Annotated in this window: 14 protein-coding genes; 3 read left to right on the top strand and 11 right to left on the bottom strand. The window is 45.6% G+C overall.

All coding sequences use genetic code 11. The features are described from left to right. Window positions 1–54 precede the first annotated feature (54 nt). Together MHB64_RS26405 and MHB64_RS26410 are read left to right on the top strand one after the other, a co-directional pair. Window positions 55–1,827: an ABC transporter ATP-binding protein gene (locus MHB64_RS26405; RefSeq protein ID WP_341135730.1), complete on the top strand. Its 1,773-nt coding sequence runs from the start codon at window positions 55–57 to the stop codon at window positions 1,825–1,827. Next, window positions 1,811–3,571 carry an ABC transporter ATP-binding protein gene (locus MHB64_RS26410; protein WP_341135731.1) on the top strand — a complete coding sequence of 587 codons (1,761 nt, stop codon included), beginning with the start codon at window positions 1,811–1,813 and terminating at the stop codon, window positions 3,569–3,571. Before MHB64_RS26405 ends, MHB64_RS26410 begins: the two co-directional genes overlap by 17 nt. Window positions 3,572–3,644: 73 nt before the next feature. Here the strand turns inward: MHB64_RS26410 and MHB64_RS26415 are convergent, their stop codons facing one another. Beyond that, window positions 3,645–4,433: a TrmH family RNA methyltransferase gene (locus MHB64_RS26415; RefSeq protein WP_341135732.1), complete on the bottom strand. Its 789-nt coding sequence runs from the start codon at window positions 4,431–4,433 to the stop codon at window positions 3,645–3,647. A gap of 315 nt (window positions 4,434–4,748) precedes the next feature. Continuing rightward, window positions 4,749–5,408, bottom strand: coding sequence for a potassium channel family protein (locus MHB64_RS26420; RefSeq protein WP_076285312.1), 660 nt, complete (start codon window positions 5,406–5,408; stop codon window positions 4,749–4,751). A gap of 232 nt (window positions 5,409–5,640) precedes the next feature. Between MHB64_RS26420 and MHB64_RS26425 the strand changes: the two genes are divergently transcribed. Further along, a complete protein-coding gene (locus MHB64_RS26425) occupies window positions 5,641–5,877 on the top strand; it encodes a small acid-soluble spore protein SspI (RefSeq protein ID WP_042130985.1) in 237 nt (78 codons plus the stop codon). Between the two features lie 104 nt (window positions 5,878–5,981). Here the strand turns inward: MHB64_RS26425 and MHB64_RS26430 are convergent, their stop codons facing one another. From MHB64_RS26430 to MHB64_RS26470, 9 genes are all read right to left on the bottom strand, one after another. Continuing rightward, window positions 5,982–7,580, bottom strand: a complete 1,599-nt coding sequence (locus MHB64_RS26430) for a peptide chain release factor 3 (protein ID WP_094871849.1) — start codon at window positions 7,578–7,580, stop codon at window positions 5,982–5,984. 1,317 nt (window positions 7,581–8,897) lie between these two features. Further along, on the bottom strand, window positions 8,898–10,448 hold the full coding sequence (gene zwf / locus MHB64_RS26435) for a glucose-6-phosphate dehydrogenase (RefSeq protein WP_094874745.1): 1,551 nt from the start codon (window positions 10,446–10,448) through the stop codon (window positions 8,898–8,900). Window positions 10,449–10,638: 190 nt separating this feature from the next. Continuing rightward, window positions 10,639–11,454, bottom strand: coding sequence for a YwmB family TATA-box binding protein (locus MHB64_RS26440; RefSeq protein WP_341135733.1), 816 nt, complete (start codon window positions 11,452–11,454; stop codon window positions 10,639–10,641). A gap of 117 nt (window positions 11,455–11,571) precedes the next feature. After that, window positions 11,572–12,225, bottom strand: a complete 654-nt coding sequence (locus MHB64_RS26445) for a response regulator (RefSeq protein ID WP_179281788.1) — start codon at window positions 12,223–12,225, stop codon at window positions 11,572–11,574. An 18-nt stretch (window positions 12,226–12,243) separates the two neighbouring features. Continuing rightward, window positions 12,244–13,278, bottom strand: a complete 1,035-nt coding sequence (locus MHB64_RS26450) for a sensor histidine kinase (RefSeq protein WP_094874747.1) — start codon at window positions 13,276–13,278, stop codon at window positions 12,244–12,246. Window positions 13,279–13,308: 30 nt separating this feature from the next. After that, window positions 13,309–13,956 carry a cell wall-active antibiotics response protein LiaF gene (gene liaF, locus MHB64_RS26455; protein ID WP_094874748.1) on the bottom strand — a complete coding sequence of 216 codons (648 nt, stop codon included), beginning with the start codon at window positions 13,954–13,956 and terminating at the stop codon, window positions 13,309–13,311. A gap of 124 nt (window positions 13,957–14,080) precedes the next feature. Next, a complete protein-coding gene (locus tag MHB64_RS26460; protein ID WP_094874749.1) occupies window positions 14,081–14,785 on the bottom strand; it encodes a PspA/IM30 family protein in 705 nt (234 codons plus the stop codon). 3 nt (window positions 14,786–14,788) lie between these two features. Further along, a complete protein-coding gene (locus MHB64_RS26465) occupies window positions 14,789–15,256 on the bottom strand; it encodes a PspC domain-containing protein (protein WP_094874752.1) in 468 nt (155 codons plus the stop codon). 4 nt (window positions 15,257–15,260) lie between these two features. After that, window positions 15,261–15,938, bottom strand: coding sequence for a PspA/IM30 family protein (locus tag MHB64_RS26470; RefSeq protein WP_094874750.1), 678 nt, complete (start codon window positions 15,936–15,938; stop codon window positions 15,261–15,263). Between the last annotated feature and the right edge of the window lie 31 nt (window positions 15,939–15,969).

Consider the following 15,969-nt stretch of genomic DNA (forward strand, 5'->3'; position numbering starts at 1 on the left):
GTTTATTATTCTCCTTTACAATCAGAGCATCATTAATACAAAGGAGTCATTCTTATGTTGAAATTACTCAAGAATCTGGAACCCAAAGAATGGTTCTTATTCGGAATCAGCCTTATGTTCATCATCGCTCAAGTCTGGCTGGATTTAGAACTGCCTGACTACATGAGTGATATTACCCGGCTGATCCAGACACCAGGAAGCGAAATGAATGAAATTCTTGTCGCAGGAGGCTGGATGCTACTCTGTGCTCTTGGCAGTCTGGCGACCTCGGTTGTTGTAGCGGGCATTGCTGCGAGAATAGCGGCCGACTTGTCTGCAAGACTGCGTTCCAATTTGTTCGATAAGGTGCAGTCCTTCTCCATGGAGGAGATCAGCAACTTCTCAACAGCCAGTCTAATTACCCGATCCACGAATGACATCACGCAAGTACAAATGCTGATTGTGATCGGCTTACAGCTACTCGTGAAAGCACCAATCCTCGCAGTGTGGGCGATACTCAAGATTTCGGGTAAAAGCTGGGAGTGGACTCTTACGACAGGTGCTGCGGTCGCATTGCTAGTAGTTATTGTCGCAGTCTGTATCGTGCTCGTCCTGCCTAAATTTAAAAAGCTGCAGCTGCTTACAGATAATCTGAATCGTGTATCCAGAGAGAATCTTAACGGTCTTCGTGTCATCCGGGCGTATAATGCCGAGGAATATCAAGAACAGAAGTTCGCTGTAGCCAACAACGAGCTTACCAGCACCAACCTATTTGCCAACAATGTAATGACCCTATTGATGCCAAGTATTACTTTGATTATGAGTGGACTCAGTCTCTCCATCTATTGGGTGGGTGCAGTGCTCATTCAAGCAGCCGAGGGTACTGCCAAGATGGGCTTGTTCTCAGATATGATCGTATTCTCATCTTATGCCATGCAAGTGGTTATGGCCTTTATGATGCTGATTATGATCTTTATTCTACTGCCCCGTGCTCAAGTATCGGCTAAACGTATCAATGAAGTGCTAGAAACAGTACCTAGCTTGAAGAATGGATCAGTAACTCAATTCCCTGTGAAGCGAGAAGATGAAATTGAATTCAAGGGGGTTAGCTTCAAATATCCAGATGCAGAGGAATATGTGTTGGAGAACATCAGCTTCACGGCGAAGCAGGGGGAGACGGTTGCTTTTATCGGATCTACAGGCTGCGGGAAAAGTACACTTGTTAACCTCATTCCCCGTTTCTATGATGCTACAGAAGGCGAAGTGCTGGTAAATGGTATCAATGTCAGAGAATACGACCAGCAAGCGCTGCGGAATAAAATGGGCTATGTCTCTCAGAAGGCTGTTCTATTTGGCGGAACAGTGTCCTCCAATATTGCATTTGGTGAGAACGGATCCGGTCAGGTCCTCAGTTCAGATATTGTAGATGCAGTGTACACTTCCCAATCCTCTGAATTTGTAGAAAAGCTAGAGGGGAACTATGATGCCCATATCGCCCAAGGCGGAACGAATCTGTCTGGCGGGCAAAAACAGCGGCTATCGATTGCCAGAGCGATTGCCCGGCGTCCAGAAATATTAATCTTTGACGATTCTTTCTCCGCGCTTGACTATAAGACTGACCGCAAACTGCGCAGTGAACTTAAGAAAGACGCGAATGATTCAACGATGCTGATCGTTGCACAGCGTATTGGTACAATTAAAGATGCCGACAAGATCATTGTGCTGGAAGCCGGACGAATCGCAGGTATGGGAACCCATGACGAACTAATGCAGTCCTGCGACATCTATCAGGAAATTGCTTATTCTCAGCTTACGAAGGAGGAGCTTCATAATGAAAACCAAAAATAAAGGCCAGAATACATGGATCAAGCTGCTCCGCTACTGCCGTAAATATGTCCCGGTTATTGTGATTGCGCTAATCTGCGCGGCAGTTGGAACGGTGCTCACGTTATTCGGTCCGGACAAACTCTCCGAGATCACCGACAAAATTACAGCTGGTCTTGCCGGCAGCATCGATATGGACGGCATTACTACCATTGGCATTACCCTCGTCGTAATTTACGGCGTCGGTGCGTTGTTGTCACTCTCGCAAGGCTTGATCATGTCGATTATTACCCAGAAGGTCTCGAAGAAATTAAGAACTGATCTGGCTCATAAAATGAACAAACTTCCAATCTCCTACTATAATAAATCGGCCACAGGTGATATTTTATCCCGGGTAACGAATGATGTAGATACCATCGGGCAATCGATGAATCAGAGTATTGGTAATGTCGTGACCGCCATAGCCATGTTCGTCGGCTCGATCGTCATGATGCTGAAGACCAATGTAATTATGACCCTTACCGCTATCGTGGCAACGATCATCGGCTTTGGCCTTATGGTGGTCATTATGAAGAAATCACAGAAATATTTTGCTAGCCAGCAGGAGTATTTAGGTAAAATCAACGGTCATGTCGAAGAAGTGTACACAGGACATAATGTAGTTAAAGCGTATAATGGCGAAGCGCAGATGCGCACTACCTTCCAGGAATTAAATCAGGGACTGAAGAACAGCGCCTTCAAAGCGCAATTCCTCTCTGGGCTGATGCCACCCCTGATGGGCTTTATTGGTAATCTAGGATTCGTTGCCGTCTGTATCGTTGGTGGTGTACTCGCCATGAACGGCACGATTTCTTTTGGGGTTATCGTCGCCTTCATTATGTATGTACGTTACTTTACCCAGCCGTTGTCCCAGATTGCCCAGGCCGCGCAAAGTCTGCAAGCTGCATCTGCAGCTGGCGGACGCGTGTTCGAATTTCTGGAGGCTGAGGAAATGGAAGACGAGAGCCACAAAGAGAACACAATGCCAACTGCTAAAGGTAAAGTAAAATTTGATCAAGTACAATTTGCGTATGAGACTTCAGAAAAACTGATTATCAATAACTTCTCGACAGATGTAAAACCTGGGCAGAAAGTGGCTATCGTTGGTCCTACCGGCGCAGGCAAAACTACGCTGGTCAATCTGCTCATCCGGTTCAACGAATTGACGGGCGGAGAAATCTACATCGATGATACGCCGATCAGCAGCCTGACGAGAGAAAATATTCATGATCTGTTCTGTATGGTCCTGCAGGATACTTGGCTGTTTGAAGGTACCATCAAAGAGAACCTGATTTACAATCAGCAGAACATAACGGACGAGAAGCTTATAGAGGCTTGCAAGTCCGTTGGCCTGCACCGCTTCATTAAATCCTTAAGTGACGGATACAACACCGTGCTGAACGATAAGGTTAATCTGTCCGCCGGACAAAAGCAGCAGCTGACTATCGCTCGCGCGATGCTGAAAGATGCTCCCATGCTCATTCTTGATGAAGCTACAAGCTCAGTGGATACCCGTACAGAGTTGCTGATTCAACAGGCGATGGATAAGCTTATGGAAGGCAGAACCTCTTTCGTTATCGCACACCGGCTCTCAACGATCAAGAACGCTGATGTGATTCTGGTCCTGAAGGACGGCGATATCCTGGAAAGCGGCAGCCACGCGGAATTGCTGGCTCGAAACGGATTCTATGCAGAGCTTTACAATAGCCAATTTGAGCAGGCTTCTTAAAACGACAAAAAAAACTGCAACTCAATCATGAGCTTGCAGTTTTTTTATCGTCCGTTCCTGTATTAGAAACAGCTTAAACCTCTCGCTGTCTCATTCCCTCAAACAGCAAAATCGTCGCCGCCATCGCCGCATTCAGCGATTCCGCCCGCCCCGCCATCGGAATGATGATACTCTTGTCCACGAGACGCGCCGTTTCCGGCGAAATCCCCTTACCCTCGCTGCCAATCAGCAGCCACTGGCTGCCGTGAAAATCGTGCTCATAGCATGATTCTTCACCCTGCAGCGAAGTGCTCACCAGCAGTGTCCCATTTTCCCGGGCCTGTGGCAAAATCTCACTTAAATCTCCCTCCACCACCGGGAGATGGAACATTGAGCCCATCGTTGAACGGATGGTCTTCGGATTATAAAGGTCGGCACAGCCTTGGCCGAGGATCACTCCGTCTGCTCCCGCAGCATCCGCGCTGCGGATGATGGTGCCGACATTACCGGGGTCCTGGACGCCGTCCAGGACAACCACCAGACTATCCTTCTTCGCTAGGATAGCCGCTACCGCCTGCTGTTCCTTCCGCACAATGGCGAACACTGGCTGCGGTGTGTTAGTGCTGCTGCATTTCGAGATGATCGCCGCTGATACGCCAATCACATCCATGCCCTGAACGGACTGAAGAAGCCCTTTGAGTTCAGCGGGCATTCCCTTGTCTAAGTCATAAGCAAGGCATTCCACATCTGCTTCAGCCAGCAGCGCTTCCTGTACAAGATGAACGCCTTCTACGATATATTTACGAGCTTTGTCCCGGTGCTTTTTCTCTTGCATCCCGGCCCACTCTTTAACCCGCGTATTTTGCGGAGACATGATTTCCATAAAGTCTTCCTTTCTTATGCCTTGCCATTTATTCTTGCTCTTATATCTTTGTTCTTTATCTTTATCTTTGTCTTTGTTCTTCTTCTCTTTTACTCCCCTATAAGCCTGATGAATACGTTATGGAGAGGAAATTTGGAACTGTAGGAGCGTAAGCGCTCGCCCGAAAGCTTTACGTAGTAAAGCTCACTTCGAAAGCATAAGCAGTCTCCGGATTTTATCCGCAGCAGGTGGTTCAAATCAAAAAAATCTGGAGACAACAGCGTCCGGAAGTCCAAACTTTCCTCGCAATAACGCTTATCATCAGAATCGCCTCACCTACTGATACGCGATCTCCAGCTTCGTCAGGTTATCTTTATGCCCAACGATTACAAGGATATCCCCATCGATCAATCGATCCTCTGCGCGTGGGGAGATGTTCATCTCTTCACCTTGGCGAATAGCCATTACGTTACAGCCATATTTTGCACGGATATCGAGCTCTTGTAGATTTTTCCCGAGCATCGATCCGGATACCTTCATGTCCAAAATACTATAATCAGGCGACAGCTCGATATAATCTAATATATTAGGCGAAGCCAAATGATGCGCAACCCGCATTCCCATATCCCGTTCAGGATAAATCACCTTGTCTGCACCAATTTTGCCTAATACTTTGCCGTGCAGCTCACTTTTTGCTTTTGCGATAATTGCTGGTACACCAAGGTCCTTCAGGATTAAAGTGGTAAGAATGCTTGCTTGGATGTCCTCTCCAATAGCCACAACCACCACATCAAAATTGCGAATACCAAGTGCGCGTAGCGCTTCTTCATCCGTTGAATCTGCAGATACAGCGTGTGTAACTATATTTGAAATCTCCTGTGTCCGCTGCTCGTCCGCATCAATCGCAAGTACGTCAAACCCCATACCGCTGAGTGCTCTCGCAACACTGGATCCGAAACGCCCCATGCCAATGATGGCATATTGTTTTTTGGCCATGTCTTATGTACCTCCTGTAGCATTTCTATATCTCAAACAGTATATCATAAGCCAAGAAGAAACGTCATGGTCGTGCTTTATGGATGACAATCGTTTATCGCAAAAATATAAGAATGATGTATAGTGTCAACTTATACTACTTATATTTGAACAAAAACTTGAATTTCCAGCATCTATACAGGGTACATTAAAACGACGTGAATATCACTATATTTCAAAAAGGAGGTACCTTATGCCGGTTACTATTGACTTACGCCAGGCGATTATTCATAAAGTGCATGGTCAATCTGAAGAAGATTTGCGGCATATGATTGAAGGCTCGGTAGACGGACCGGAAGCAGCACTCCCGGGACTTGGCGCCGTGTTTGAAATGATATGGAAGGACTTAGACACCGCTAAGCAAGATAATTTGGTGTCTATGCTGCATGATCACCTGGAGACTATTACCCCTGGGAATATCACATCATAACGTGACGTAATAAGTCAAAAACCTCCGCTTCTCCAGCGTGCAATTGCACGTCGGAAGCGGAGGTTTTTTATTAACATTTAGGATGTTCTAGCTTATATCCTTAATTATAGCAATGCTTTTGGAGCCATCTCTAGGAACGTAGCTGTCGGGTTCTTATCCATCGCTGTCCGCATAGCATATTCGTTCTCGAACAAGACAACAAAATTCCCCTTCTTATCTGTAACGAGCGTAGAGTTAATACGGAATTTACTCGCATCCGGTTTAGCATCATCTACGATCCAACGTGCAAACTGGTATGGCATACGCTGCAACAGAACATCGACACCATATTCACCCTTCATGCGGTACTCGAACACCTCAAACTGCAGCTGTCCCACTACGCCCAGCAGAATATCATCGAAGTTAACCGTGCGGAATACTTGAATCATACCCTCTTCAGTCAGCTGATCGACACCCTTTTGGAACTGCTTCGATTTCAAAGCATTTTTAATACTCACTTTAGCAAAAATCTCTGGTGAGAATGTTGGCAGCTCATCGAATTCCAATTCTCCTGCCTGGCTCAGTGTATCTCCAATTCTAAAAATACCTGGGTCAAACAACCCGATAATATCTCCCGGATAAGCTTCCTCTACGATATCACGGTCTTGGGCCAAAAATTGTTGCGGCTGGGCGAGCTTAATGTCCTTACCCGCACGTACATGCTTCACGCTCATCCCCCGTTCGAACTTACCGGATACAATACGCAGGAAGGCAATTCGGTCACGGTGAGCCGGGTTCATGTTGGCTTGGATTTTGAACACATAACCTGTGAATTTCTCATTCATAGGTTCTATTAAACCTGTAGTACTTCGGCGTGGTTCAGGCTTCGGTGCCAGATCCAAGAAATTATCGAGGAAAGTCTGTACGCCGAAATTGTTAATCGCACTACCGAAGAACACAGGTGTAAGTTCACCACTTAGTACTTTTTCATAGTCAAAAGCATCGCCTGCTACATCCAGCAGCTCCAGATCCTGACACAATTGATCATGCAGATATTCTCCCGCCATTTCACGAATGATTGGATCACGATATCCGTCAACCTTTTGCACCTTGATTACGGAGTGATCGTCACCTTGGAACAGCTCCACCTGATTCTTCATCCGGTCATATACGCCGCACAATTCACGTCCACTACCAATCGGCCAGTTCATAGGCACAGAGCGAATGCCCAGTACCTGCTCCAGCTCTTCCATTAGATCAAACGGACTGCGTCCTTCACGGTCCAGCTTATTGATAAAAGTAAAGATTGGAATCCCACGTTTAGCACATACCTGAAACAGCTTGGTCGTTTGGGTTTCCACCCCTTTTGCCACGTCGATAAGCATGACCGCACTATCCGCTGCTGTTAGTGTACGGTAGGTGTCCTCACTAAAGTCTTGGTGACCCGGTGTATCCAAAATATTCACGCGGTGATTCAAATAATCAAACTGCATCACAGAGGAAGTAACAGAAATCCCCCGTTGCTTTTCAATTTCCATCCAGTCACTCGTTGCATGCTTGTTCGCCTTACGGGCCTTAACCGTTCCCGCCAGACGGATAGCGCCACCGAATAACAGTAGTTTTTCCGTTAAAGTTGTTTTACCCGCATCCGGGTGGGAAATGATCGCAAAGGTTCTGCGTCTGTCCACTTCCTTTTGCAGCTTCTGATCTATTGCTTTGTTCATTACACATATCCCTTCATATATAAAATTCCTGCTTCTGCTTCAATTACACTGGGGTTATCTTCAAATCGGTGCTCTGCTCATTGTTCATACCCCTTCATTTCTGAATGAATAGCTATCTTAGGTCTAGCTCCAGTCCGCTTCAAGTGAAAGCATCCCCTAAAGTATATCAAAATCCGGCAGATATTATCTACTAAAAAGCTTTTGCAGCAAAATATCTCCCAAATCAAGTCTATATCCTGTTCACCAGTTCCCATAGCTCAACAAGAAAAACGCCTGACGGCGTCCTTGGAGGTAGAGTTACAAGCTGAGTACATCCGTTCCATACTCGTATCCATATGCACCTTCGTAGTGAGGTTCCGCTTACGGACCGTACGGATCTTTATTTCGATGAAATGAGCACATATATTAGGGACGAATCGTATTGCACTTATTCCCTAATAACAAGCCTTTCCTGGGTGATTCAGGGCGGATAACAGCGCTAGTTCGATTACGTTACCGTAGGCACATTGTATTCGGTTTTTCGCATACATTTGGCTCGTTTACGTTACCGGAGGTACATTGTATTCGATTTTTCGCATACATTTGGCTCGGTTACGTTACCTGAGGCACATTGTATTCGGTTTTTCGCATACAATCGGCTCGGTTACGTTACTGGCGGCACATTGTATTCGGTTTTTCGCATACAATCGGCTCGTTTACGTTACTGGCGGCACATTGTATTCGGTTTTTCGCATACATTTGGCTCGTTTACGTTACTGGCGGCACATTGTATTCGGTTTTTCGCATACATTGGCTCGTTTACGTTACCGGAGGCACAATATATTCGGTTTTTCTCATACATTTGTCCGTAAGCTTGACTAAAACATGCATTTCGGAGGTTAAGGTCCGCTCGGTCCGTCCCAAAGAGGTGTGTGTTAATTGGAAACAGGGCTCCCCATGCCTACCTGTTGAATACAGGCCCCTCCCTTGAATTCGTTTCACATTTCTCCGCAGTAGTAAAATAGTTGTATTTCCTACACTTATAAGAAGTATTAGCATTTCCAATCGCCTTTAGTTGTATTTGATGCAATTAAAAATTCAATGTGCTAGCTTTTAGGCCTTATGCGGAGAAAATAGTTGCAGAGAATACACTTAAAAGACTAATTTCCACCCAATATGTGATTTTAATTGTACAAAGTGCAGCTATTTGAAAAATGCTCCTGTCGCCCGAGCGGCATTTGGAGCCAGAGTGGCCTTGGGAGGCTGAGTGTTTTCTAATCTCAGCATTACAAAAAATCTCCCTGCATCCTCTGCAGGGAGATAGCATTAACGCAAAGCTTAGTTATTCTTCAGCCATACTACATTATCTTCTTCTTGACCGTTTACCGGCCACCAATGGAAGCCATCCTGAGCAAGCAATTGATCCGCTTCAACCGGACCCCAAGTGCCAGCAGGATAAGAAGATAAATCACGCGACTCTTCCTTCCAAGCCTTCGCAATACGATCCACGAACGACCATGCCGACGATACCTCATCCCAACGAGTGAAATAAGTGGAATCTCCGCGAGCCGCGTCATGAAGCAAGCGCTCGTAAGCTTCCGGGGAATTGATTCCAACCAAGCAGCTCTGACAGAAGTCCATAGCTAGTGGTTGAATTTCAGACTCGGAACCCGGCTTCTTGGCATTAATCTTTACATAAATGCCTTCCATTGGGTTCACACGGATAACAAGCAGGTTAGGCTCCAGCGTATGCTTTTGTCCCAAATAAACATTGGTTGGCATTCCCTTGAACTCAACTACCACTTCCGTTGTCTTCACCGGTAGACGTTTACCTGTACGAATATAGAAAGGAACTCCAGCCCAGCGGAAGTTATCTACAAACACACGGGCAGCAAAATACGTCTCAGTACTCGATTCAGGATCAACCTTATCTTCCTGACGATAAGCAGGAAGGGGCTTTCCACCATGCAAGCCTTGAATATACTGTGCTCTCACGACGTTCTCACGAACCTCGTCAGATGTACCATAAGGACGAAGGGAACGAAGTACCTTCACCTTCTCGTCACGAATATCTTCTGCAAGCAGACGGCTTGGTGGTTCCATTGCGATCATAGTCAGCAGTTGCAATATATGATTCTGGCCCATATCCCGTAACGCTCCAGCATGGTCATAATAACCACCACGCTCTTCAACACCTACGGTTTCGCCAAGTGTAATTTGAATATTGGCAATGTGCTTATTATTCCAAAGCGGTTCGAAAAAAGCGTTGGCAAAACGAATGACTTCGATATTCTGAACCATTTCTTTACCAAGATAATGATCGATCCGGTAGATCTCCTCTTCCTTGAATACCTCACGGATCTGCTCGTTCAGCTGCTCAGCTGACTCCAGATTATATCCAAAAGGCTTCTCGATGACGAGGCGATTCCAACCTGTGCTATCCAGCATGCCGCCAGCCTTAAGGTTGAACGAGACACTGCCGAACAATTCAGGTGCCAACGCAAGATAGAACATCCGATTGCCCGGAATTCTGAACTTCTCTTCAAGAGCTTCTGTTTGAGCTCTTAATTCACGGAAGCCATCAATATCGTTGATGTCCAGAGATTTGTATTCAAAATGCTGTACAAACTCATTCCATTCGTTCTCTTCTCCCGCTTTATAACGGCAGAATTCAAGGATGGATTCCTTCACATCACTTCTAAATTCTTCCTGAGTACGCGGGCGCCGCGCCACGCCAATTACCGCAAAATCATGTGCCAGCTTACCTTCACGGTACAAGCTGTAAATCGCCGGGAAAAGCTTACGCCGGGCTAAATCTCCGGTTGCCCCAAAGATAAAAAAGACAGCACCGGGTGTGTGCAGTGCATCAAGGGTTTGATTTTCAGCCATGGCTCCTCATCTTTCTGTATGTAATATAGTTTATTGACATTCTCAGCGTCGAGTAAACGACGTTATGTCATTTTAGCATATTCCTAAAAAGGATGCTATCAGATTCCTGACAAATACTCTCGGGATTTCGCGAATTTCAATTAAAATTTCTTATTACTAATTATATCTTTGCTTATAAAAAAGGAATTTGTCAGTATTCGATGGTGATTAATGGTAAGCCAATGGTTAGGCGATTCGTCCCATTTTGATCTTCCTGATGCACTGCGATTTGCGCTGAAACCGAATGGTTCCCGCTGACTACCGAGCGTTTCAAATCAGGAATCGAATACGTACGGCTGACTGTTGCTACATCCTTATAGCTCTCTTTTTCACTCACAGTTTTAAACTGCTCTTTAAGTAACCCTTCGGTTTGCGACAATACACCTTCAGGTCCCCCCTGGTTTTCAGCTATTCCTTGAAGGGATACATTCCATTCTGCCTTGATGTTACTCTGTTCTAGGATTGTACTAACTTCATCGGCAGCCCCCTGAAAGCTAACCTTATCCTTTAAATCAGCAGTATCTAACGTCACAATAACATAACTATTTCCTTCTCCAAGCTCGCTCCAAAATAAGGAGAGACGTGATCCATATGGTTTTACCGCTGCTGAACGATAGGTCATATGCCCATCTTCATCATTTCCTGACGGTACTGTCAATCCAAGGCGGGCGCTAAGCTTAGCCACTTCAACAGAAGGATCATTGTAACCGCTGATTGCCCCTTGCCATTTTAAGACGATACGCAGTGGTGAACCAGATACCGTTGTTTTCGTCCCGAGATCTATTAAACTCATCAGTGAAGCATTCAGTTCCGATGTTACTGATGTATGTGAAACAGCTTCGTCTTGATCGATTGATTTTGCTTTAGCGCTTTGAAGGTTTACCAGTAAAGCTACAATGCAGCACAGGAATAATAATATAAAAAGAGTCCCTTTTTTTGTTCCGTTGTTCAACATAGCCTTCAGCATAATTTATTCTCCCTTTCGAACCTCTCTAGCAATCTACTAGACAGTATGTACGAATTAGGAGATTCTAAACTTATGCATTAAAAAAAGACTGAAGCAAGAGGCTTCAGCCTTTGGTTTCTATTCAGCTAGTCCATTTTTATATGCATAAATAGCTGCTTGGGTTCGGTCTTCCACACCCAGCTTCGCGAGAATATTCGTTACATGAAATTTCACAGTCTTGATCCCAATAATTAGTTGGTCCGCGATATCCTGATTCGATTTACCTTGCGCCAGCAGACGTAATACTTCCATCTCGCGCTCTGTAAGCTCTTTATAAGCAGGAGATTCACCCTTTGCATTGTTTCGAAAACGATTCATCATTTTAGAGGCGACCTGTGACTCCAGTACAGACTGGCCTCTTGCCGCGGCACGTATGGCATCTGCCACTTCAGTAGCTCGTGAGGTCTTTAGTAAATAACTGAATGCACCTGCTTCAATCACCGGATACATTTTTTCATCATCCAGATAGCTTGTCAACACAATAACTTTGATTTCGGGATACTGCTTCATTAGCTGTTTGGTCGTTTCAATTCCATCCATCCCATCCATGACAAGATCCATCAGGACTACATCCGGATTGTACTCTTGTGCCAGGCGGATACCTTCTTCCCCACTTCCAGCTTCCCCTACGACTTCTATTCCGTCTTCAGTACCTAGAACAGCAGCTAGTCCAATCCGTACCATTTCATGATCATCTACAAGCAATACCTTAATGGCTTCCTCCATCTCCATGGTCACTCTTTCCTCCTATTATTCATTGACTAACGGAACGGTAATTTCAATCCGCATTCCTTTACCCGGAGCGGTAATAAACTGAATGGAACCTCCGATTTCATTCATCCGCTCCTGCATATTCGACAAACCGTAGGAAGTTTGTTTACTATCATCCATTTCAAAACCAATCCCATCATCACGGAGCGTCAACCGAACCGTATCTCCTCGACGATGCAGCCTAATTTCCATCTTTTCTGCTTTCGCATGACGAAGCGTATTAGAGATTGCCTCCTGCACAATACGGAATAAGTGATTCTCTACCCCTTTTAGCAATTGTACATCAGGGTCCATCTCGAACACGATTTCTATCGGTACTTTAACCTTAAGCTCCTTGATCAGCTCCTGTAGCCCCTGCTCTAATCCCTTACCTTCCAAATAAACAGGTCTTAAGTGCAGCAATAATGCTCTCATCTCTGATTGTGCTACAGCAGACATTTCCTCAATCAGTGCAATTTGCCGTTGCGCCTTGTCAAAATCCTTCTCCAGGGTCCGGCCTACAGCCGTGGCGGTCATAGAGATCGCGAACAGCTGCTGAGAGACAGCATCATGCAATTCACGCGCAAGCCGTTGCCGCTCTTCCATAATAGCAGATACTCGTGCTTGCTCCGCGAGCTTCGCGTTATTTGTAGACAATCGCTGCAGTGTTGTCACTTGGTTTTCCCATTTTCCGCTGATTCGGCCCAATTGTTCTCCGAGCCTTCCCAGCTCATCATCGCCCAAGTCTGGCATAGATAGCGTTAAGTTTCCCTTCTCCCACAATACGAGCGTTTCTCTCAGGCGTTCCAACTTTCGCTTTACCCGAAAGCTCTGATAGAAGCCAAAGCCAACCCCGAACCCCATGGGCAGCAGAATTAAAGTGAAGGCCGTACGTAATCCAATCGTCCAGCTTTCAAAAGGTTTCAAATAGCCATATGTATACATGGTGTACAATATCACTAGCAGCATGACAAAAGAGAACAGAGCCCCCTCACCCATACTGCGTGACATCATATTTTTATTCTTTCTTTCCATACGGGGACCCTCCCTTCAGTATCAAACTAATCAGGATAATCGCACATCCAAATCTCCCATCAAATAAGACACACTAAACTTTACCTTATACTCACTGCTCTCATAGTTAGGGGATTTCCAGTTCAGACGGTTTAGCATACCTGTGTCCCGCTGGTTACCAAATTCAATCGATCCAAAAAGCACAAAGGCTTCGATTTCTATCCCGTAATCATCTGACAATTGAATGTCCATATCCCCAAAGATACCTTGAAACAGCATCACCGTTTCTTTTTGCTCCGCCATAGCCAGTGAAAGATCAAGATCGGCCTCTCCAAGGATATGCCATGAGCTGAGGCTATGCATCACCCAGGGTGAGCGATCCCAGTCAAATCTAGACGAAAAGTTCTGCTTCTGCATGAACCCTTCCTTACGCTGAACTCTTTTGGATTTAGTAAAAAACATCCCTAAAGAAATCAAGCAAATCCCCAGTACCAGCACCAAATGATCCAGCAAAAGCAATATAGCGCCAATTCCGAGCAGCTTATAACCCTGCTTCACTTTGCCTGACGTCGTGCGGTAGACTCCTAGGAACAGGAATAGAAGCGCGACAATGGAGAAAAAGCCGAGCCATCTACCAAAAATCATCATGCAGCCAACACCGATCAGTCCGATGGCAATCAAACGGTTTCGTTTATCCATTTCGCACCTCCTACAAGATATATTATAGCCAGCCGCTACAAAAGCCATATCGGTATGGAGATCCATACCGTATGGCTTCTTCTTGTCCAGCATATCATATCTGCTTAAGTTTTAGGAACAGGATTTAATCTTCTTTTTTGTTTAAAGAAGGAGCAGCCGGTGTATCATTCAGCTTGCTTCTTAATGCAGCCAGTTGCTCATCCACTTTCAGTTGCTTCTCAACATCGACTGGTTTAGTGTAGGCAGCGGATGGGCTGTAAGGTGCACGCATTACATCTGCTTCTGCTTCAAGCTGCATAATCTTCTCTTCCATCCGGTGGAAGCCGAGTGACGCACTGCCACTTTCGATGGAATGCACGCTACTGATTTGTGTCATTTGTTTCTTCGCCTTAGCCATTTGAGCGCGGGATACGAGCTCGTTACGCTTGTTGCGCAGCTTGTAGAATTCATCCTTCATATCATGCAGCTGTCCAACTAATTCCTTCGCTTGCACTTCAGCCTGAGCATGAAGATCGCTGTATTCCGCTTGTTTTTGATCGAAGTAGATTTTTTCTTCCAACAGCTTGCGAGTCACTTCTTCTTGGCCGTTTTTCAATGCCAATTCAGCTTGTGCTCCACGTTGTGCGGACATTTTTGCTGCTTCTTCCACGCGTTGCTTCATGCGACGTTCGTTCGCCATTTGCTTGGCAACTGTAACTTCCGCTTCGTGAATTTCAGCCTCCATATCGCGCAGATATTGGTTAAGCATTACGATTGGGTCCTCTACCTTATCCAACAAGTCATTTACCGACGCCTTAGTCATATCTTTAATTCTTTGAAATACTCCCATGATTTACAATTCCCCTTTCTCATATTTAGACAGTTTTTGTTTGAGTTCTTCTACTTCTTTTTGCAGAGCCTTCTTCTCGATATCCTTCATCATCGCATCCAAACCGGAATCCGGAGCTGAATAAGCGTTGTTCTTTTCAAAATTAGGATTGTAGTTAGGTTGGCGTCCGTAAGGTCCATGTCCGCCATTAGCCTGCGGTCCGTGTCCATGTTCTGGTCTACCTGAGTAAGGACCATCGAATGGGCCACCCGGTGCACCAGGGCCTGGTCCGAAAGGATTATAATGCGTAGGCTCCTTCGGAATGACCAGCGCAGCGATGAAGTACACTGGAATCACGGCACCTCCTGTAAACGGAATGCTGACCAGTAACAGAATCCGGAATAGCGTGGAATCAATACCGAGTGTCTCAGATAATCCACCTGCAAGACCCGTCATCACTTTATCTCTTGTTGAACGATATAATCGACTCATAGCGCTACTCCTTTCCACCATTGTTCAGTTTCTCCTTTAAGCGTGCCATTTCTCTTTCGAGTACGGTAGCTACAGTCTCACCTGCTTGCACCGCATATTCCTGCCCCATGCGACGTACATCGCGCAGGCTCTTCGCTTCTAATTCCCAATCTGACATCCGATCTTCCAGACGTCCGAACATTTTGGGAACATCACCACCGTTACCATAAGCACTTGCTCTTTGATTCATCCGTTGCTGCAGTCTCAGCGACTCCATCCGGGCTGCGTAATACTGACGTTTGCTATAAACTGTCTGATACTCTATTTTCAGCTCATTCAGCTGTCCTTCAAGTTCAAACAAGGATTGCTTACTTTGTTCAAATAGCCCGCTGTACTGCTCCAACTTTTCCTCGTGAATGATCTTTTCTTGCAAAGCCAGCTTTGCAAGATGATCTTCTCCTGCTTTTAATGCGAGTAACGCCTGTTCCTCACGTTTGTTTCTCATGGCAGTCGCTTGGTTCACTTGCTGTTGCAATTGCTTCGTATGGGAAGCGTATTGCTGGTACAATCTTTCAGCTTCACTGATTTCCTCGCGAGTTGAATGTAGAAATTGATCAATTAGCTTCACAGGATCTTGACTTTGCTCTAGACGTTCATTTAGATTAGCTACTGTAATATCCCTCATGCGACGAAAAACACTCATAATCTCCTGCTCCCTCCCTGCTTCTTGTTTA

The sequence above is a fragment of the Paenibacillus sp. FSL K6-2859 genome (assembly GCF_038008265.1).
GTDB lineage: Bacteria > Bacillota > Bacilli > Paenibacillales > Paenibacillaceae > Paenibacillus_AQ > Paenibacillus_AQ nitricinens.